This window comes from Prevotella sp. P5-126, assembly GCF_002251185.1.
GTDB lineage: Bacteria > Bacteroidota > Bacteroidia > Bacteroidales > Bacteroidaceae > Prevotella.
Window position 1 is genome coordinate 1 of record NZ_NPIZ01000067.1, and the last position, 19,283, is coordinate 19,283.

At 47.9% G+C, this 19,283-nt stretch carries 21 protein-coding genes and 1 pseudogene; 18 read left to right on the plus strand and 4 right to left on the minus strand.

Annotated features, from left to right (window positions below):
- The coding region (locus CIK90_RS07145) for a phosphohydrolase (RefSeq protein ID WP_094464731.1) at window positions 1–336 on the plus strand (336 nt) is incomplete at its 5' end.
- Window positions 337–495: 159 nt separating this feature from the next.
- On the opposite strand, the gene CIK90_RS14325 is transcribed toward CIK90_RS07145, so the two are convergent.
- Window positions 496–948, minus strand: coding sequence for a hypothetical protein (locus CIK90_RS14325; protein ID WP_007664626.1), 453 nt, complete (start codon window positions 946–948; stop codon window positions 496–498).
- A gap of 40 nt (window positions 949–988) precedes the next feature.
- Window positions 989–1,291, minus strand: coding sequence for a hypothetical protein (locus CIK90_RS07160; protein WP_007664625.1), 303 nt, complete (start codon window positions 1,289–1,291; stop codon window positions 989–991).
- 665 nt (window positions 1,292–1,956) lie between these two features.
- Between CIK90_RS07160 and CIK90_RS07170 the strand changes: the two genes are divergently transcribed.
- Window positions 1,957–2,157 carry a hypothetical protein gene (locus tag CIK90_RS07170; RefSeq protein ID WP_007837439.1) on the plus strand — a complete coding sequence of 67 codons (201 nt, stop codon included), beginning with the start codon at window positions 1,957–1,959 and terminating at the stop codon, window positions 2,155–2,157.
- Window positions 2,158–2,310: 153 nt separating this feature from the next.
- Here CIK90_RS07170 and CIK90_RS07175 read toward each other — a convergent pair whose 3' ends face one another.
- A complete protein-coding gene (locus tag CIK90_RS07175) occupies window positions 2,311–3,597 on the minus strand; it encodes an IS1380-like element ISBaov1 family transposase (protein WP_007664617.1) in 1,287 nt (428 codons plus the stop codon).
- Between the two features lie 139 nt (window positions 3,598–3,736).
- Between CIK90_RS07175 and CIK90_RS07180 the strand changes: the two are divergent.
- The 4 genes and pseudogenes from CIK90_RS07180 to CIK90_RS07195 all read left to right on the plus strand — a co-directional run.
- A pseudogene (locus CIK90_RS07180) lies at window positions 3,737–4,234 on the plus strand (SIS domain-containing protein); the annotation flags it as partial.
- Entirely contained in the window at window positions 4,231–4,419 is a 189-nt protein-coding gene (locus CIK90_RS07185; protein WP_005816226.1) for a hypothetical protein, read from the plus strand. The pseudogene CIK90_RS07180 and the gene CIK90_RS07185, both read left to right, overlap by 4 nt.
- A 234-nt stretch (window positions 4,420–4,653) precedes the next feature.
- Window positions 4,654–5,796, plus strand: a complete 1,143-nt coding sequence (locus CIK90_RS07190; RefSeq protein WP_007897423.1) for an ImmA/IrrE family metallo-endopeptidase — start codon at window positions 4,654–4,656, stop codon at window positions 5,794–5,796.
- Window positions 5,787–6,344 (plus strand): DUF4411 family protein, encoded by a 558-nt coding sequence (locus CIK90_RS07195; protein WP_005816230.1) that lies wholly within the window; start codon window positions 5,787–5,789, stop codon window positions 6,342–6,344. Before CIK90_RS07190 ends, CIK90_RS07195 begins: the two co-directional genes overlap by 10 nt.
- Window positions 6,345–6,506: 162 nt before the next feature.
- Here the strand turns inward: CIK90_RS07195 and CIK90_RS07200 are convergent, their stop codons facing one another.
- The gene (locus CIK90_RS07200; RefSeq protein ID WP_007837448.1) at window positions 6,507–7,136 is read right to left on the minus strand and encodes a M23 family metallopeptidase; all 630 of its coding nucleotides are present in this window, start codon (window positions 7,134–7,136) and stop codon (window positions 6,507–6,509) included.
- Window positions 7,137–7,356: 220 nt separating this feature from the next.
- Here CIK90_RS07200 and CIK90_RS07210 point away from each other — a divergent pair, with 220 nt between their 5' ends.
- The 12 genes from CIK90_RS07210 to CIK90_RS07265 all read left to right on the plus strand — a co-directional run bounded on the left by CIK90_RS07210 (window position 7,357) and on the right by CIK90_RS07265 (window position 19,283).
- Complete coding sequence (locus CIK90_RS07210; RefSeq protein WP_005816235.1) at window positions 7,357–8,118, plus strand: DUF4099 domain-containing protein; 762 nt, start codon at window positions 7,357–7,359, stop codon at window positions 8,116–8,118.
- A gap of 23 nt (window positions 8,119–8,141) precedes the next feature.
- Complete coding sequence (locus CIK90_RS07215) at window positions 8,142–8,366, plus strand: hypothetical protein (protein WP_005816237.1); 225 nt, start codon at window positions 8,142–8,144, stop codon at window positions 8,364–8,366.
- Window positions 8,367–8,403: 37 nt separating this feature from the next.
- Window positions 8,404–9,999, plus strand: a complete 1,596-nt coding sequence (locus tag CIK90_RS07220; protein WP_094464733.1) for a hypothetical protein — start codon at window positions 8,404–8,406, stop codon at window positions 9,997–9,999.
- A gap of 30 nt (window positions 10,000–10,029) precedes the next feature.
- Window positions 10,030–11,172 (plus strand): toprim domain-containing protein, encoded by a 1,143-nt coding sequence (locus CIK90_RS07225; protein WP_005816242.1) that lies wholly within the window; start codon window positions 10,030–10,032, stop codon window positions 11,170–11,172.
- A complete protein-coding gene (locus CIK90_RS07230; protein ID WP_005816244.1) occupies window positions 11,169–11,654 on the plus strand; it encodes a PH domain-containing protein in 486 nt (161 codons plus the stop codon). Before CIK90_RS07225 ends, CIK90_RS07230 begins: the two co-directional genes overlap by 4 nt.
- Entirely contained in the window at window positions 11,635–12,336 is a 702-nt protein-coding gene (locus tag CIK90_RS07235; protein WP_005816246.1) for a hypothetical protein, read from the plus strand. Before CIK90_RS07230 ends, CIK90_RS07235 begins: the two co-directional genes overlap by 20 nt.
- Window positions 12,337–12,353: 17 nt before the next feature.
- On the plus strand, window positions 12,354–13,037 hold the full coding sequence (locus tag CIK90_RS07240) for a hypothetical protein (protein ID WP_005816248.1): 684 nt from the start codon (window positions 12,354–12,356) through the stop codon (window positions 13,035–13,037).
- A gap of 93 nt (window positions 13,038–13,130) precedes the next feature.
- Window positions 13,131–13,793 carry a hypothetical protein gene (locus tag CIK90_RS07245; RefSeq protein ID WP_005816251.1) on the plus strand — a complete coding sequence of 221 codons (663 nt, stop codon included), beginning with the start codon at window positions 13,131–13,133 and terminating at the stop codon, window positions 13,791–13,793.
- A gap of 15 nt (window positions 13,794–13,808) precedes the next feature.
- Window positions 13,809–14,630, plus strand: coding sequence for a M23 family metallopeptidase (locus CIK90_RS07250; protein ID WP_005816253.1), 822 nt, complete (start codon window positions 13,809–13,811; stop codon window positions 14,628–14,630).
- A gap of 32 nt (window positions 14,631–14,662) precedes the next feature.
- The gene (locus CIK90_RS07255) at window positions 14,663–14,935 is read left to right on the plus strand and encodes a hypothetical protein (RefSeq protein WP_007897422.1); all 273 of its coding nucleotides are present in this window, start codon (window positions 14,663–14,665) and stop codon (window positions 14,933–14,935) included.
- 9 nt (window positions 14,936–14,944) lie between these two features.
- Window positions 14,945–16,744 carry a hypothetical protein gene (locus CIK90_RS07260; RefSeq protein WP_005816255.1) on the plus strand — a complete coding sequence of 600 codons (1,800 nt, stop codon included), beginning with the start codon at window positions 14,945–14,947 and terminating at the stop codon, window positions 16,742–16,744.
- 82 nt (window positions 16,745–16,826) lie between these two features.
- Window positions 16,827–19,283, plus strand: coding sequence for a zincin-like metallopeptidase domain-containing protein (locus CIK90_RS07265; protein ID WP_005816257.1), 2,457 nt, complete (start codon window positions 16,827–16,829; stop codon window positions 19,281–19,283).

Genomic DNA, 19,283 nt, shown 5'->3' on the forward strand with positions numbered 1-19,283 from the left:
CTACATGATATTGGTGCGGTTGAAGCACAAAAAAGATACGGTTCTATTGATGGTGTCTATCAAGAAAAGGAAGGACCAGAAGTAGCGAAAGAAATATTAAAAAAGGTAGGCTTTAACAAAAATATTGATAGAATATGCTTTATAATAGGCAACCACCATACTCCATCTAAAATTAATGGACTTGATTTTCAAATACAATGGGAAGCTGATTTGCTTGAAAATTTAATGGTTATGGATAAAGAAAAAGAACAGGAAAAGATAAAAAAGTGTATAGGTGAAAACTTTAAAACAAACACAGGGAAAAGGATAGCTTATAATCGCTTTATTTTAGATTAGTAGTAGATTATTACAGTTATGTATTTTACTCAAGTTTCGGATTTAGGTTTTATGCAGTCTGAGCGATCAGTTGCATGGCCTTGAACCTGCGGTTATCCCGTATAATTTGCTCCATCAATTCGTTCTCGTCAATGGTAAAAATCTCAGCCACGATTGCTATTACATCAATAATGATTGACCAGATCTTTTCCACGACGGTGAGCTCGTGTACGCCTTCATATATATCGGCGAACAATCCTCCAATGGTCTCTTCACCATGCTCTTCAGGCGCTCAAGCTTGGATACGAAATACTCTTCCTTGCGTTTTTCGGTCTGGCAGTCTCTGTCACGCTTGCGGTTGTAGCGCCTCTCGCGCTGCCGGGCCGTAAGACCTTGTTCCTTGCCATCGACCTTCCCTCTCTCGCCGTGAATCGAGAAGTCCACGACAAATTGAGAGCGGCCGTCGCTCCAGCACAGGGCCAGCAGCTTGTAGCCGAGAATGCACCGCTGAAACACGTGCGAGAATATCTTGCCAATACACTCCATCCTCAATCCGGTCTTCGGCAGGTCGGAATCATCCACAATAAGCACTGCCGGAAGATGGCTCTTTTGATAGTCTTTCCTTATGGTCACGGCCTTGATGAGATGACAGGCGATGTGCCAGATGATGTTGCTAGTCTATATTGTCCTTGGCCATAAACGAATAGAGTAGGTCCTTCTTACCCCCGAACAGTTTCGAGATTGACGATCCGGCATAATGAGAAAAACCCGGGACGGCCATAAACGGCAGAATCAATATGATCTGGAAAAGTTGAAGGTTGGTAAGCTGACAGTTCTCACGTTTTTTCCCTCCGAGATCTTTGTCTGAAATCCTCATCCCCTCAAGGAGGGTCATAAACTTGGAAAATGCGGGATTGATTCGTTTTCCCGTGAAAAAGTTGCGGATCTCCGATGGAATTTTTGTAATTTTGCTCATGGCTTTGAGTGATTGTAATTAGTTGTTTGGGCACCTCTAAATTACTAAATTTCCGTGACATACGGAAATCCTCAAAGCCTTTTTTATGCCCAAATCTATCCTCTCAACCTAAATCCGAAACTTGAGTAAATTATAATTATGAGATGCTACGTGCTTTTGTTCAATATACCCTAAACGTCGATTTAAATGCGCCTGTGATAAAGGATTTAGTTGAAAAGTATAAGGATATAGAACAATTTAATAGGAGCATAACAGATAAATACGTTGCAATATGTAAACGCTTTTAATATTTGAATTTAGCCGTTTATGTAGAATGAAGGTGTGCAAACAAACAGACCCTGAAAAGGGTCTCACCCCCGTTAACCGCAATGTCAAAGACTTGCGGATGGCCAGATGACTCCTATACATCCGACCCCAACGGGGTCGAACCATATAATCTGTAGAAAGGTTCGACCTCCGTTGGGGTCGTGGATTGGGAAGGCACTTCGACCCGCACATTGTATCATGTGCGGTTACTTGAAGTTCGACTCCCGTTGGGGTCGATGGCTCGTCGTTATTCTGAATCTTAGCAAATCCTCTCTTTTTTAATGAACTGTGTGCTTGATCACTGAAAATAATCCTTATTTTTGCCACGAGAGTTTTACGAAAGATAAATAGATAAAGTATTGGAAAAGAAACATAACTGTCAGCAGTGCCCACTGAGGCGGCGATACGACCGTTCACCCAAGTCATTGTTGGGTCGTTTTTGGCGATGGCACATCAATTTCTGTCCGGGATGGAAAGCCTATTTCCTGTCGCTGAGCGAAGAGGAACGGCATGTATTGAGAAAGCAATACGCTTTTCATAAGCCTCAAATCCGCAACTAAGTCCTTCATCGTCCTATTTACGTGTACACGTTCTCTCATTACTGAATTATTAGATAAATTGAGGCTGAAATACCCACTTCTGCCTACAATACCCCCTTACCCCACAATGCGACTTGAGACAATACGCAGTATCATACCCATAAGTTGTAGTCGTCATCCAAAATCAGTCTGGAATACATCTGCGTAAGCATTATTACAGGTATAGATATTCAGCACATACCACCTTGATGTTCTGATCCATTTGGCTGGTACAGAGACAAATCTGAAGACAAACGCTTTTATGCGACTTGTTTTATTGGGTCCGAACCTCTTTACGTCAAGTCTTTGGATAATGACCTTGTAGAAGTTACGGATAAGTGCTGTAAGAAGAAGGAACACTGTGTTCTCTGCCATGAAGGATTTGGGCAATCTGGACCATCCGAAACCATTGTTCATGTCATCGAAGATGCGCTCCTTTCCTCCGCGGAGGTTATAGAACTCGACAATCTCTCTTACGGAAGGCTCGTAGTCGTTGGTCAGGATGCAGCGGTATGTGTATTCTCCTTCCCAGAGGTCAAGCTCACCGTCCATCCGTTTCCGCCTTTGAATCACAAGCCGGTATGTCTTGCCTTTCCACTTCTCTACAAGAATGGAATTCAGCTCAAACTCAATGCCGTTGATTTCTCCCCTCTTCCAGCCTCTGAGAGCGAAGAGGTCATTGTAGAGCGAACTACAGCGGTTGGCACGGATATAGAAGGTCTTGCAGTGGGTGGCAACCTCTTCCACGATCTCTTCAGAGCACGAGCCGCAATCAGCTCTGAAACGATTGATAACAAGATTGTTCTGTTCAAACCTTTCGAAGAATCTCTTCAGCGTGTCCTTCTGATGGAAACGGACGTTTGTGTTGCCGTCGCTGTTCTCAATGCCGACAATCAAATCTCCAATAACCGCCACACCTGGTCGATAACCAAGGAACTTCTTGTATGTATGCTTTGCATCATATTTCTCTGTTTCTATGAACTGGTGGTCGAAATCAACATCATACATCTCACCCTCTTTCAGCTGACCAGCTGCACACATACAATTGAGCAGTAAGGTATTGAGGGTGTCAGCCGTATTGAAATCGTAGTTCTTACCCGTATCTGACGTGTATGAAATGTTCTCCTGCGTCAGTTCCTTTATCGCTCTGAGGATAGTGTCAGAGCTGCAGGTACGAAGTGTCGGATGAAGCGAGAGATGGGGCATCAAATGAGTTGTGACATCCTCAATACATGAGCCGCCACAGAAGTAGATGCTCATGAGAGAACGGATGATTTCGCTGTATTGATAACCATACAGCCTGCATCTTAGACCGAGGGTTGTGTCAATTACATATGACAATGTGGAGTCAAATTGCTCCATCATTGCAAATATTCCTCCAAAAGGAGTGAGTTTCTCAGATTTTATTGCTTTCTTTGCCATGTCTGTCGGGTTTGATACATATTTTGATTTGCAACACTAAGATAGGTGAAAAATCTGACATGACAAAATCCTGAGCAACTTTTTGTTGCTCAGGTACTTAAAAAGTTATATTTATAATAGTGTTGCGGAATTAAGGTATATAAAAGATGTGTTGGGACTTGCTGACAAAATCAAGAACTTGTCGAAGATATACACCTATGCCCGCAACTTCCTTTATCTCGGTCGTGGGTACAACTACCCCACCGCCCTTGAAGGTGCGTTGAAGCTGAAAGAAATATCCTATATCCATGCGGAGGGTTATCCTGCTGCTGAAATGAAGCATGGACCGATTGCACTTGTAGATAGCGAGATGCCCACGGTGGTCATTGCTCCAACGGACTCGCTGTATGACAAGATAATCAGTAATGTAAGGCAGGTGAAGGCGCGTGGCGGTACGGTTGTCGCCATCATTACCAAGGGCAATGACGCAATGAAGGACATCGCCGACCATTGCCTTGAAGTGCCCGACGTACCCGAATGCCTTACACCTCTCGTTGTTTCCGTCCCATTGCAGTTGCTGGCCTATTACATCGCCATCAACAAGGATAGGAATGTTGACCAGCCAAGAAACCTTGCTAAATCAGTTACCGTAGAATGAATAGAATATTATCACTTATTGTTACCATCCTCTTTGCGTTGTGCATTGAGGCTGGCATCTTTATGCTTATTGCCCACTGGTGGGGCATGACTGCGGCCATTACCGTGATAGCCATTGAATGTGTGTTAGCCTTATGGACAGTTTACGAAATGAGACATGCGAGTGATGAACCAGTTGATGAATAACATTGCAGGCTGTGGTTAGAACGAAAAAGGCTAAAAACAAAAGGACGGGTCGATGATTCGTCCTATTTTTGTGTCTTTTTGGTGGCGAAATGTAGCGATTTAGCAAAATAAACATAAATTCCAGTGATATTCAGCATGAAAATTCGCCCATTTAAGTGAAAATGTGTAATTTTGCAACGCAAAATTGTGCCTAAGCATTTGCATCAAAACAACAATAGTTCAATCGAGGCTGATATGAAAGTAGAGATTAACAAGAAACGTTTAGAATACCTGCTGGCATTATACAAGATGTCGGTGGATGACTTGTTGTCTCTTCTGAACAAAGGCAGGAAACGGATAACAGGAGCCGCAGACATCAGTGGAGATTCTATTGATTTGGGGGTGTTGAAGCGTATAGGTGAGATATTCGACAAAGAAGTCAGTTTCTTTCAAGACTATTCTAAGTTGTCAACCAATGCAAGCAGCAGTATCTTCTTCCGCAAGACCTCATTCGGAACAGAGCTGAACTTGGAGTCGATCCGTACTGTAAACCGATTCGAGAGTCTGAAAAACGCTTTGGATGCATACAACAAACTGTCGCAACTGGATGTGAAGTTTGACATAGAACACTACACCCTACAAGATGACCCTAAGACAGTAGCCGTACGTGCAAGAGATTTTTTTTATCCCGGGGAAACTGTCAATCATAGGCAGTTTCTTGTGAAGATGATAGAAAAAATCGCCGATCATGGCATTTTTGTCTTTGAATACATAGAGACATGGAACAAGAAAGAGAAAACCAACATTGACGGTTTTTACCTTAAGCCCAATGTGATAGTGCTTAAGCATCATAAGCATTACAAGCGAGAAATATTCACTCTGGCGCATGAATTGGGGCATTGTCTATTGGGGATTGAAGAAGTGGAGTCGGTGGACATGATGGACATCTCGGCACAGACTTCATACAGTGATGTCGAAAGATGGTGCAATGATTTTGCATATCAGTTCATTATGGGACAAGAAGCAGAAACACTTGCTAACATAGCATGTGTAGATTCCCGTAACGACTACTGCATTGACCTCTTCAAGGCTATCAGTGCACGGACGCACATTAGCCGTCTTGCCTTATATACAAGGATGTATATCGACAGGAAAATCAGCTATTCGAGCTACAGCAATGTCAAGAGTGAATTGGCAGAGGAATACAGAAGAAGAGAGGAACAGGAAAAGTTGAAAAACTCTGAGAAGAGAGGCGGGCGAACACCAAAACCCATCATTTCTCCGCTATTCTTGAAAACCATGCAATATGCCTATTTCAATGGAGTGGTCAACGAGACCACTTTCTGTTCGAGACTCAATGTCAAACCAGCAAATTTTGAGAGGGAGTTATGGCGATAGTTGTTGATACATGCTCATTGGTGATGATTGCCAAGAATTATCTTCCCTTGGATAAGGACGGACAGTTGTACTCATTCCTGGAAGAGGCGTTCTCCCGCAAGGATTTGATGCTACTTGATGTGATTCTGGATGAATCAAAACGCACCTCCAAAGGAATTGCAGTTGAAAAGATGCCTTTCCTCAAAGACAAGAAATTGGTCATTCCGACAAAGGATCTATTTCCATGTGCCCCAGAGAGATTCAGCAACATGATAGACAACAATTTCTGTGTAAGACTGAAGAAGCAGGAACTGACTGAAGAAGAATACATAGAGCAAAAGGAAGAATACCTTAAAACAGGTGATGCTAAGATTATCATTTATGCACTGAATGTACGACACTCGGACGCTATCCATCTGGAAGAGATGCAAGTAATGACGGAGGAAACAAGGCAGCAGAATGACGGTAAGTTGTTCAAGAAACTTCCTTTGTTGTGTGAGCAGATAGGGATTGGAACACTAACCGTTTCAGAATATCTGCATAGAAACGGGTTCTTTATTGACAAATAGCATAGATATTAGTATCATCTTATGACATCTTTCACGAAATCATATTATATTCGTGAATAAAACACTTGTTTTTCAAGAATAGAAATTGTTGAGGATTAGATATTTAAGACATTATTGCAATGCGGAAGGGGTGATGTGAACGACAAAAGACAAGGCGTTCTATTAGAGTGGATGCTTGATAAGATTGAGAAGAATGGACGGGTCGATGGCTCGTCCTTTTTTTGTGTCTTTGAGTGTGAGGTGCAGGTGGGGACCAGTACTGCGACCACTGTTGCCTGTCAGCGCGATGATGATGCCGGGACGGACGTGGGTGCCTTTGGTGACGAGAGTTTGGGAGAGGTGGCAATAGCTGACGGTGAAGTCGCCGTGACGGAGGGTGACATAGAGGCCTGAACGTTTGTCCTTGCCTACCTTGATGACCTCGCCGTGCATCATGGCGTATGTGGGTTCGTAATTTGCCTTCAAATCAAGCCCGTTGTGTAGGGCTTTTCTTTTTGTAAATGGGTCTCTGCGGTAGCCGAAAGGGCTGGTGACAGAGATATGACGGAGTGGACTGACAAGTGCCGTGTGGCGGTCGGTCTGCTCCGTTTGGGTTTGTAATGGGGCAAAGGCAAGAGAGTCTCGCCGCTGATGCGGCGAGCACGGAGGCAGTTGTTCGGATGTTGCGGACTGCGTCGTTTTTGGCACAGCCTTGCGGTGTACCTTAGTCTGTGTGACGGTATTGAACTGAGCGCATACTGTTGCTGATGAACAGAATATTGCTGCTATTGTGATGAGTAGAAATCGTTTCATGGTGCAAAAGTAACAAGCAATTCTTTGACTGGCATAAAGAACAAAGGGAAGACAAGAAGATTGTAACATAATATAGCAATCGAGTTTGATTTTTGAGCAGAAATCAAACTCAAATAATAATAATCGTCAAAAATAACACGCATTATCTTATGCAATTCTGCTTGTCTCTGAATAGGTATATAACTTTGCATGAGTTTAATTTCAAATTCAAAGTTAAAGTATGAAGCAAGTACGATTTGAAGAGAGCGAGGTGCCTTATCAGACACTGGCTCGTTTTGGTCTCACACAAGAGAAGATTGAAGACCTGCCCATGTGGGCGTTGGAAGATATTGGTCAGGGACGACGTTCACCGTTGCTGCCCATTCAGGTGAATAATGATGAGGGCGAGACATTGAAGAGCCGCACCCGATTTGCGTTGGTCCGTATGGAGGACGGCAAGGTGGATGTGGTCTTCTATCCGCAGTTGGAGAAATCACCATTGGAGGCTTTTACTCAGGAACAGCAGGAGGACTTGCTGGCTGGAAAGGCTATCCTTGCCGATGTTAAGGATGCTGATGGCAGGAGCAGCAAGGCTTTCGTGCAGATTGACACGGAGACCAATCAGGTGATGTCGGTACCTACGCCTGTCATCGGGCGCAACTTGGAGGTGCTGAAGGATGAACTGAAACTGAGTTCGGCAGAACTGACCGTGATGCAGAAGGGTGAGCCGCTCACGCTCATCATGGAGGACGAACAGGTGACGGTGGGTATTGACCTGAACGATAAGACCGGCATAAGGATTAATCAAGGCGACAGTCAGAAGTGGAAGGAGAACACCAAGCGAGAGTGGGACAAATACACCTTCGGGTGCTATGGCTGTTGGGTAATGGGCGATGACGGTAATCTTGACTATGTGCCTGAAGAGGAATACACGGAAGAACTTTGGAATGAGCAGAAGAAGAATGGAGAGCGCAACCGCGCCTCTTTTTCCATGCACAAATAATCTACACATAATATAATAAGTATATGGCATCAAATAAATATTATCCAGAGGATGTGCTCGTCGAGAAGATACAGAGCGGCGAGTACGGTTGGTTGGAGTATGTCAACCATCATTCTGCTGAATGGCAGGAAGAATATGAGAGCTATTGTCTGAACAACGGACTCTGCATTTGTGAAGAGAGTGCGGAGCAGTTTGTCCATCACAAAGATGAGGAACTGGAGAAGGCAATAGAGAACGGTGAAGCATGATAAATGAAGAGTGAAGAATGAAGAGTGAAGAATAAGTATGGCGATAAGAAAGAATACGAATCCCCAACAGATGGACCTGCAACCAGAGATGCGTGACTTGCTCATGCGCAATGGTATGCAGGCTCATGTGGTGAGTAATGGCAGCGGCTATCAGCTTGTGGTGCAAGGGCATGACAGTCCGCTGCTTACCTATAACATCACCGAGAAGCAGATGTTGGCTCTGACCGACTGGGGTACGAATCATGCCAACAAGTTAGCCTACAATACCTTTACGGGCATTGTGGGCAACGACTTCTATATGCCCAAGAACTTCATTCATGCACGCAATGCCAACGGTCGTGTAGCTATGGGGCTGCACGGCTATCGTGTTGGTATCGGCGAGTATGGACGGATGGGGCGCATCGATATGCCACCACCCTTTTTAGGTTGGACACCACGCAGTCAGGAGGGATTCCATCTTCGCAGAGTTGGAGGACGATTGTTCTTCCCCGAAGCCCCGATTGTGCCTGAACGTTGGGACGGCAGAATGAAGCCTGGCGAATTGCAGAGCGGCGGTTATGGGTTCTATTATAAGGGACAGCAACAGAGTTATAGCCCTCAGCAACAGGATGTGCTGAAAGATTTGGAGGGAATCATAATGCCTTCCATCAGCCGCACGAGAAGCACGGAGCCAGCCAAGCCTTATAAGGAACTGATTACCTCGCCTGTCTATTTCACCAATGAGAAGTGGCAGGAGTGTCTGGCATCGCATGGCATCATCATTGATGAGAATGCGAAGACGCTGACCATTCAGTCGAACAGCGTCAATGCCGACATGGTGTATGACCTGACAGATGAGGAACTGAAGAAACTCACCTCCAACTCCATCAAGGAAGTGCCCGTCGTTCAACGCTTGGAACTGCTGAATGGCATCATCAAGGACGACTTTGCTGACAAAATCCTGATGGACACACTGAATAGCAAGGAGCGCATCGACCTGCATCTGCATCCCGAACTTGAACAGGAGTTGCAGCAGCGTCAGCAACAAGACGAGGAACGGTTGCTTCCGTTGGAAGAGGACGAGACTGTCAGACGTGACGTGTTGCAAGGCGATGCCATGGTGAGAGGTGAAGACCTTGCCTTGATTAATGAGAACAAGGGTTGGTATCGTGAGGGAGCGCATGGGCGTGAAGTGAAAGTCGGTGACATCATGGTGGAGAAAGTGCCTCCGATGGAGGGAGATAAGAAAGGCGAAGATAAGTATCGCATGACCGCCATTATCAATGGAGAAGCCATCACGCACGAAATCAAGCAGAAGGACTACGACAAGTTCTTGGCGGTGGATGACTACCATCGCATGAAACTCTTCTCCAAGGTTTTCAGTGAAGTGGATATGAAGACACGCCCCGAAACCAACGCCGGACTGGGCACGAAGATATTGGCGGCTCTGACGGCAGGAGCAGTCGTTACAGCAGAGGTGGCGCATGACATAAGCCACCATCATCACCATCCAGCCCCGGAGTTCTATGCAGAGCATCATGGCGGTCCACGTCCTTACTTCAAACCGGGAGTGGATTCGCCACAGGAGATTGCGGCAAGGTACTTTGAGGCAGAAGCAAATCATGTTGCCACGGAGATAAGGAGAGGATATTAACAATGTATAATTTACAATTTATAATTTATAATGAGTAGTGAACTGACATACGATGACTTTCTGGACAGGTTGAGCATACAGGAAGTACTGGTGGACGCAGGGTATCATCTGAACAAGAGAGATGGCTTGCGTTATCCGTCGTATGTGCGTACTGACAGTGAGGGCAGACGGGTGCGTGGTGATAAGTTCATTGTCACGCAGAATGGGAAATGTTGCTTCCAACCACCGCAGCAGAAGGTGTATAATGTCATTTCGTTCATCAAGGAGCATCCAGAAATGTTTTCAGAGAACAAGGTGGGAATGTCTCCTGACCGACTCGTCAACCTCGTCTGCAACCGACTGCTCAACCAACCCATAGAGGACAGACCATCGAAGATTACAGAACCAAGAAAGGACGGAAAGCCATTCAACCTGAATGACTACGACATCCACAAGTTCAATCCGCAGGACAGGGAAACGCAGAAAAGGTTTTATCCCTATTTTAAGTTCCGAGGCATCGACCTCTATACGCAGTATGCTTTTCATCGGCATTTCTGTCTGGCTACTAAGCATCGGACGGATGGACTTACCTTTGCCAACCTTGCCTTTCCGCTTGTACTGCCCAAGACACCCGACAAGACTGTGGGCTTTGAGGAACGAGGACGACCGAAGATGGACGGTAGCGGCGGTTACAAGGGCAAGGCAGAAGGAAGCAACAGCAGTGAAGGACTGTGGATTGCCAACCTCACGGGCGAGCCGTTGGATAAAGCAAGCGAAATTGTATGGTTTGAGAGTGCCTACGATGCCATGGCAGAGTATCAGATAAATCCTGTAAAGATGGTGTATGTATCTACGGGCGGCACACCCACCGAGGGACAGATGCGAGGACTTCTGTCCGTTACTCCCAACGCACGGCACTATTTGGGTTTTGACAAGGACGATGCAGGGCGGCAGTTTGTTGCAAACTTCAGGAAGGTGGCAGCAGAGATGGGCTTCCGTCACGAGCATGTGCAAGCCTATCATCCATTGGGTTGCTACAAGGACTGGAACGATGCGCTGCTCAACAAGAAATCAGCAGAACTGATTGCCAAGGGCGAACCAGATACCTTCGACTATGCCGAGTTTATCGCAGCCGGCAAGGCAGAGAAACAAAGGGAAAAAGAAGAAAAGAACACATATCATAGAAGCGTATGAGACAAGAAGATAATAGCATCATCACCTTGTGCCCCAGTATCGGACAGTTTTTCATCAACGAACTGCCTCTGTTGCTGTTGTGCGTGGCAATGCTCCTAATCGGAGGATTGCCCGGTTGTGCATATAGTACCCTGTTGCTTGTCTTCAGCCTCCTGTTCTCCCTCTGTTTACTCTACCGATTCATCTATCTGAGGAGTATCCGCTACCATATCGGGAGCGAGCAACTCATCTGTGAGCACGGAGTGTTTCAGCGGAGCGTGAACTACATGGAGTTGTACCGAGTGGTGGACTTTGCCGAGCATCAGACATTGATACAACAGTTATGCGGACTGAAAAGCGTGACCGTGTTGTCGATGGATAGAACGACACCGAAACTGGAAATGACCGGCATCAGCAACAGCTATGACGTGGTGAGTGTGATACGAACAAGAGTAGAAACGAACAAACGAAGAAAGGGCGTATATGAGATTACGAATAGATAAGATTTGGTTCATTGTCGTGGCATTGGTACTGAGCGTGCCGTCAGCCCATGCACAGATTGTGACTGCCAACCCTTTGGAATGGATGGCATTAGCAGAGGGCAACGAAGCCATCAACGGTGAGATAGAGAAGGAAATCAAAGGTCAGACCAAGACTGCCCTGTTGCAGAATACCATCGCCGCAGAGTTCACCAAGATACACGAATGGGAGAAGAAGTACAACAGTTATCTGAAAACCGCCAGTGGTTATGCCTCTTCCCTCAAAGCCTGTACCTATCTGTACGACGATGGAGTGAAGATATTCATCACCTTGTGTAAGATGCGCAAGGCCATCAACAATAATCCGCAAGGCATCGTTGCCACCCTCTCGATGAACAACCTGTATATGGAGACCGCCACGGAATTGGTGTCCGTCTTCACACTGCTGAAAGATGCAGTCGCCAAAGGAGGCAAAGAGAACATGCTGACTGGTGCGGAAAGGAGCAAGACGCTGTGGGCACTGAACGACAAGCTGAGTGCCTTCAGCAAGAAGCTGCATCGTCTTTATCTGTCTATACGATATTACACCATGACCGATGTGTGGAACGGCGTGACGGCAGGGATGATAGACCGAAGCAATGGAGAGATAGCCACCCAAGCCCTTAGCAGATGGCGCAGAGCAGGACGTATGACCATCAGTGATTAACGATAAAGGAATCAGTCATGAAGTATTTCATATCAATTGCCATTTTTATGTTTATATCATCTTTTGCAGGAGTGCGGGCGCAGAACGACCCGACTCTTGCGGGGATGATTCTGATGTACACCAACAAGGCGGAGAAAGAACTGAAGAATCAGGAGAAAGTGATGCTGCTACAATCCACCGGCCATATCTGGACCAAGGAGGAAGTGGAAGCCACTACCGACCTGCAGCGGGAGTTCAACAACTATCTGGACTCCTTCCGTTCCATCGTCAGCTATGCCGCACAGATATATGGTTTCTATCACGAGATAGGTCAGTTGGTGGACAATATGGGTGGATTGGTGGCGCAGTTGGATGCCCATCCTGCCAACGGACTTGCCGTAGCCCTGTCAGCCAAGCGCAACAAGATATACCGCGAGCTGATTATGAACAGCATCGAGATAGTTAATGACATACGCACGGTATGCCTGTCGGGCAACAAGATGACCGAGAAGGAGCGTGTGGAGATAGTCTTCGGCATCCGACCCAAACTGAAGAAGATGAACAAGCAGTTGAAGCGACTGACGAGGGCGGTGAAATACACCACCATGGGCGATGTTTGGATGGAGATAGACGAAGGGGCAAGACCCACCAAAGCGAACAAAGCCGAGATAGCAGCGGCTGCCAAGAGGCGGTGGAAGCAGGTGGGCAAGAACGTAAACTGATGGAGCAGCGAGAGCAGAGCCGAACTTGTTCGAGCTATGCCGAGTCGTGACAGAAGAAGACGAAGTCAAACCGTGATTAAAAAACGATAAGATATGGGATTTTGGAGTTCATTATTGAAATATGGTGGCAAGGCGGCACGAGGTACTGGCCATGTCATCGGAGTAACTGGAAAGACCTTAGGCAGTGCGGCACTCCACCCGCAACGCACCCTTATGGGAGCCGGCAAGGCTATGCAGACGGCCGCAGTGGGTAGTGCCGCAGGCTATGTGACATGGGAGAAGCTGACCACAGACAAGAGCGTGGCACGCATCGTAGGTGATGCTGTCATCGGCGAGAATGCCACGGAAGCGGTGGCACAAACCGCCAACGATGTGCAACGTCTGACGGGCAAGGCTGGTGAAGCCGTTGATGCGGTGAACACTGTAGCCGGAAAGATGGACACCCAGTTCAGCGGCATCAGTGATTTCTTTAGGAATATGTTCGGAGGCGTAGGATGCGACATGATAGGCAATCTCTTTGGCAATATCGGCAAGGGCAACGTGTCGGGTATGAGCATCGTCGGACTGGTGGCTGCCGCCTTCATGGTATTCGGACGCTTTGGTTGGATGAGCAAGATTGCGGGTGCCCTGCTTGGAGCGATGATCATCGGGAACAATTCTAAGGTGGCGCAAACTCTGCCTAACAGAGGCGGTACGTCTTCACATGGGCAGAACATGAAAGAAGCAGAGACCCAAAGCAGAGGGATGAAACGATAACCAATATACAGTGATATGAGATATACAGAAGAAATGATACTGCGCTCATCGAGCGGCTACTGTATGCCGTTTGAGGAGCCTATAAAGCAGGACGTGCAGATGTCCTTGGGTTACGGAGAGCAGAAAAATCCCGTGACGGGAGAAACATTCTTCCATCACGGCATAGACTTCTCAGTGAACCATTACCTGCTGTCGGCGGTGGCAACGGGAACCGTCTCTGCCATTGGGTCGGACGCGGAGCATGGCATCTACCAGACCATCCGCTACGGCAAATACGAAGTGACTTACAGGCATCTCTCCAATGTCTTCGCCAACTTCTCCCAAAGCGTCAAGGCCGGTCAGACCATCGCCATCAGTGGCGACCTGCTGCACATGGAGGTGAGGTTTGACGGAGAGGAAATCAATCCGTTGGAGTTCCTCACCATGCTCTACGGCAATATCAAGGCATTGGAGCACAATTCCCAAATGGGCATCAATGAACTGGACATGAACATCCCTTCACCCTACGACACCGACCGTCAGGAGATAGAGGCATTGATGCTCCGCTTCCTTCCCTCCTACTTCGAGGACCTTCAACAAGGAGCATACTCTCTGCCCGAACATACGGAGCAGTCGTTGAGAAACATCTTCTCGTTGGGAGCGAGCAAGCATTATTTCTACGAGACCATGCCGAGCATGGCTAATCCCTTGGGCATCGGCAACCGCTGTATGCCTTTGGCGACTAAGGTGCAGAACCTGCTCATTGCCGACTTTCTCAACTATCTTGCCATGCGACATCAGGTATATCTCTCCACGATGGACGAGGTGTTAAAAAAAAACTCCAAGAGCAAGCCCTGACGCATGACGGCATCATCGACCCTCTTGCCGACTTGGACGTGGATATCCAGAGCTTCGACATTCCGAGGATAGTGAGCGTCTATCCCGACCGGGCTGGCGTGAGATGGTGGACAAAGGCATGGTTCAATGGTAAGGAAGAGGGGGAACCCTCCGTGGAGATTGAGGAACGTATGGCCGTGCAGTTCATCCACTGCCAAGTGGACAAGGACGCATGGTTGGAGGAACACTATCCTAAGCAGATGGAGATATATCACAATGCCATCGAGCAGACAAAGGAACAGATATTACAGCAGTATAATATATAAACAAGGTATATGGCAGTTAAGAACAGTCAGCGATTCGCAGAGATAGAGCGTCTGATGGGCGACTACTTCGGGTGTCACCTTGCCCCCGTGATGGGCAGGGTGCAACGGGACTTGTCCAACAGACAGGCAGACGAGATGCGAGCCTACTCCAACAGTACGGCTGGCATCCTACGCTCATTGGCCACTGCCAATATGCCTGGTGATGACCCATACGCCACGCTGAAGATTACAGGCAAGTGGAACAGCAAGACCACCGAAGACTATCTGGCGATGTGCAAGGAGGCTATTGTCGGCAACAAGGATATGCAGCGTGACCTTGCCGTGATGGCTGAGGAATGGCGCAAGGCGGTGGTGACGGAGATAGGACGAGAGCGGTACGATGCACTCTCTAAACAACTCGGTTGTGATTTGGCATACGCCTATATCGATCACCGCATGGAGCAGCTGATGATAGAAAAAATGGTGAAAGACCGTATGCCAACATCTTCTGCCGACTATATCATCCGCAAGGCGGCACAAAGCAGTCTGTTCGGTCTGCCCTACGAACTGAACAAGTCACCCCTTGCCGCAGAGATAGAAGCCAAAGGAGAGGCAGCCTATAAGCCCTCTCGAACAGAGAAGGCAGCGGGATGGGCAGCCGGAGCGGGTGCCGATGTCGTGGCCATGGGAGGGATTGGCTCATGGGCAACCTTCGCCAAGTTTGTCGGTATCGATATGGTGATGAATGTCGGCATGGAGCACCTAAGCAAGAAAGGTAGCAGCCAAGAGGTCTGTGTCGAGGAGTGTATCAGCAAGGGAGTTTTCGGTACGGGCACCAACGTCTTCGCCTCATTCCGCAAACAGGCAAAAGTCATCAAGAACCACGAGAACAGCTATATCAAGGCTACCAACAGCCATTTCAAGAACAAGATTCCCACGAGCAATATCACTTTTATGGATTGGACGAAACAAACCGAGCAGACCTCTTTTCCTTGGAACAAAGGTACGTTCCTTGACCCTCAGAGAAACGAAGCAACCAAACGTACAGGCAAGTACAAGGATGTGCCCTTGATAGTTGCGCCTGGACAGGAAGACGAGTATCTGGAGGTTAAGGCGAGACTGGATGCAGAGGCTGAGAAGGAGAAGAAGGCAGAACCGAAAGAAACTCCTGATTCATCGACTGAAGAGGCAACACCATCTGTAGTCCAGCAGGAGGAAACAGCCTTACAAACAAACGAAAATGGATGGGACGGGCTGTTGCAGAGTTTTGGACTGAACGGCTTTTCAGACATCGGCAAGAACCTTGGTTATGTGTTGGCGATGCTGCCCGATGTACTGGTGGGACTGTTCACTGGCAAGACAAAATCGCTGAATATGGACAATAGCCTCCTTCCTTTGGCCTCTATCGTGGCTGGAATGTTCGTGAAGAATCCTATACTGAAGATGCTGTTGATGGGTATGGGAGGTGCCAATCTGCTCAACAAAGCGGGACATGAGGTGCTGGGCAGGAAACAGCAGGAAGGCATTGCACCTACAGTTAGTCCTGCTGCATCTCGCATTCAGTACCGCCAATATCCTGATGAACCACTCAATCCTCGTATCAGCAACCCGATGCTGCAAGGGCGGTGTCTCGTTGCCAACATTGACCATGTGCCTTGTACCATTCAACTGCCTGACAGTGTGATTGGGGCGCATCAGTCGGGGGCATTGCCGCTGAATACATTGGCTAACGCCATACTTGCCAAGAACGACCAGATGCGACAGATGGCAGCAATGCAGTACGAAGAGCAGGCACGGGAGAGCGTGGTGCGACCGAGGGGAATACAGTGAAGCCCGACAACAAAATTGTCGGGAACGGTGGCTTGGTAAGCCAATTATAGAATGTGATTGAGATAAACAAAAAGATAAAAGCATGAAAGAGAAATCAGAATTTGAGAAGCGGACGGCGGAGAAGCAGGTGTCGCTGCTCACTGAGGCACTGACGAGTGCGGTGGATGCCAAGGGACATTGGTTGAATGCAAGCGGCAAACTCTATCCGAAGCTCTATCCCAAGGGCTTTTCGGTCAGTCCGTTCAATGCCCTTGTCCTTGCCCTTGACTCCGATGCCAAGGGTTGCAAGAGCAATCTGTTTACGCAGTTCTCCGAAGCGAAGGCACGGGGTGAGAGCGTGAGGGAGCATGAGAAAGGTGTGCCGTTCCTGTATTACAATTGGAATAAGTACGTCAACCGCAACAATCCCGACGATGTCATCACCAAGGAGGCATACGCAGAACTGTCGGAACAGGACAAACAGCAGTACAAGGGAGTGAAAAACCGTGAGATCCGTGTGCTGTTCAATATCGACCAGACGCTACTGCCTATGGCTAACGAAACAGCCTACACTACGGCATTGAAGAAGGATGGCACGGTGGAGGATAGAGGTTATGGCGACAAGGAGGACAAGCAGCTGCATGGGTGCGTCAACGGATTCCTTCAGAAGATGAAGGACAACCTCGTGAATGTACGTCAGGACGGCACGGGTGTGGCGCACTACGACACCGAGAAGGATGTCATCTACCTGCCACGGCAGCGTGACTTCGAGCACTACAATGACTATGTACAGGAGATGATGCGTCAGTTGGTGTCTGCCACCGGTCATCAGCAGCGGTTGGCACGTGAGGGCATGGTCATGAAGAACGGCAAAGCCCCGTCGGAGGATGCCGTGAAGAAGGAACGACTCATCACTGAGATAGCTTCGGGCGTGAAGATGCTCGAACTGGGACTGCCTGCCCGTCTGTCAAAGGACAGCCTTAGCATGGTGGACTATTGGACGAGGGAACTGAAGGAAGACCCTTGTCTGATTGATGCCATCGAGAGTGAGGTGAACGGTGCGCTGAAGGTGTTGAAGAAAGCCGAACTGGGTGAAAAGGTGGAGTATGCCACCGACCAGCATCAGCGAGAGACGGCGCAGATACAGGTGCAGTTGCCCAACCACTACTTCGTAGCAGACGAAATCAAGCAGCATCCCAACGAGGAGCAGCGTACTGTGGTCATCGTGCGTGATGATGCCAGCAAGACCGCCGATGTGGTGCTGCCACAGGGTGCATCGTTGGAGGTGAACAACGAGATCAAGGGCATGAACAAGCAACGCTTCACCAATGCCTTGCAGAAAGAGGGTTATGACAACGTGCGTTTCTACAATCCCGACGGAGCCTTGGGCTTCCGTCCCGACGACAGTTATTTCGCCGACAAGAAAATCACGGTATCAAGACTGCGCAACTGGTCTATCGAAGACCTATCCTCGTTGGATGCTTCTGAGGCCGTAACCCACAGCCGTGACATCGGTTTCGACAATGTGCAGTTGGTAAAGGATGACAAGGAGCGGTGGGCATTGTACATCAAGCCCGAAGGTAAGGAGGGCTTTGCCGTCTATCCCGACAAAGGAGACCTCAATCATTTCTTCACCACCTTGAAGCAGTCGATGGACAACATCGAGCGTGTGCGTGAGGAACTGGCACAGAAGTATTATGCTATGGCAGAGGCGAAACCCGACCTGAAGGTGGACATCTTCGGAGGTAATGAGCAGGAGGTTGATTTGAACCGCATCCAGCGTGTGGCAGTATTCCGTGCCAAATCGGGCGAATGCCTGTGTGCAGCCACTATTGACGGCAAGAAGTTGCAGCCGAGAAGTGTCAGTCCGTCACAATGGCAACGATTGTGGGTGGCTCCTGACAGGGATTCCTACAAGCAGAACCTTGCCGCCTCGCTGTTTGCTGATGTATTGCAGAAAGACAACAATGTCGAGCAAAGTACACAAGAGAAGCAGGAAGAAGCGACGGAGGTGAAGCAAGCGGAGACGGCAATTGTCGATAAGCATGATGAACAGAAGGAAGTGGTACTTAAGGAAGATAAAAGCTCTGAACAAAGGGAAGAGAAGAAACAAGAGGAAAAGAAAGAAGAAAAGAAGGATGAAAAGGCTGTCAAGGCTGCTGTCTCTCCCCTTGTCCAACAATATCTTGACTTGAAGAAGAAGCATCCTGATGCCATTCTTTTGTTTCGCTGCGGTGACTTCTATGAGACCTACAAGGATGATGCGGTGAAGGCATCCAAAATATTGGGTATTACGCTGACAAAGAGCAATGGGCGCAAGGATGATGAAGGCAAGCCGTTGGCAATGGCAGGATTCCCATATCATGCCCTCGACACCTATCTGCCGAAGCTCATTCGTGCTGGTGAACGGGTGGCCATCTGTGACCAGTTGGAAATGCCGAAGCAGACAACATCATCGAAGCGTGGAATTACGGAGATGGTGTCACCTGGAAAAGAGACAGGAAAGCAGATGGCACAGGAAAGTCAAGAAACAGAACAACACACCAGTCTAAGGAGATAG

Bases quoted from the DNA above. Each gene is read 5' to 3' on its own strand.
- CIK90_RS07160 (WP_007664625.1), bottom strand. From the start codon at position 1,291: ATGAGCAAAATTACAAAAATTCCATCGGAGATCCGCAACTTTTTCACG.
- CIK90_RS07175 (WP_007664617.1), bottom strand. From the start codon at position 3,597: ATGGCAAAGAAAGCAATAAAATCTGAGAAACTCACTCCTTTTGGAGGA.
- CIK90_RS07185 (WP_005816226.1), top strand. From the start codon at position 4,231: ATGAATAGAATATTATCACTTATTGTTACCATCCTCTTTGCGTTGTGC.
- CIK90_RS07190 (WP_007897423.1), top strand. From the start codon at position 4,654: ATGAAAGTAGAGATTAACAAGAAACGTTTAGAATACCTGCTGGCATTA.
- CIK90_RS07195 (WP_005816230.1), top strand. From the start codon at position 5,787: ATGGCGATAGTTGTTGATACATGCTCATTGGTGATGATTGCCAAGAAT.
- CIK90_RS07200 (WP_007837448.1), bottom strand. From the start codon at position 7,136: ATGAAACGATTTCTACTCATCACAATAGCAGCAATATTCTGTTCATCA.
- CIK90_RS07210 (WP_005816235.1), top strand. From the start codon at position 7,357: ATGAAGCAAGTACGATTTGAAGAGAGCGAGGTGCCTTATCAGACACTG.
- CIK90_RS07215 (WP_005816237.1), top strand. From the start codon at position 8,142: ATGGCATCAAATAAATATTATCCAGAGGATGTGCTCGTCGAGAAGATA.
- CIK90_RS07220 (WP_094464733.1), top strand. From the start codon at position 8,404: ATGGCGATAAGAAAGAATACGAATCCCCAACAGATGGACCTGCAACCA.
- CIK90_RS07225 (WP_005816242.1), top strand. From the start codon at position 10,030: ATGAGTAGTGAACTGACATACGATGACTTTCTGGACAGGTTGAGCATA.
- CIK90_RS07230 (WP_005816244.1), top strand. From the start codon at position 11,169: ATGAGACAAGAAGATAATAGCATCATCACCTTGTGCCCCAGTATCGGA.
- CIK90_RS07235 (WP_005816246.1), top strand. From the start codon at position 11,635: ATGAGATTACGAATAGATAAGATTTGGTTCATTGTCGTGGCATTGGTA.
- CIK90_RS07240 (WP_005816248.1), top strand. From the start codon at position 12,354: ATGAAGTATTTCATATCAATTGCCATTTTTATGTTTATATCATCTTTT.
- CIK90_RS07245 (WP_005816251.1), top strand. From the start codon at position 13,131: ATGGGATTTTGGAGTTCATTATTGAAATATGGTGGCAAGGCGGCACGA.
- CIK90_RS07250 (WP_005816253.1), top strand. From the start codon at position 13,809: ATGAGATATACAGAAGAAATGATACTGCGCTCATCGAGCGGCTACTGT.
- CIK90_RS07260 (WP_005816255.1), top strand. From the start codon at position 14,945: ATGGCAGTTAAGAACAGTCAGCGATTCGCAGAGATAGAGCGTCTGATG.
- CIK90_RS07265 (WP_005816257.1), top strand. From the start codon at position 16,827: ATGAAAGAGAAATCAGAATTTGAGAAGCGGACGGCGGAGAAGCAGGTG.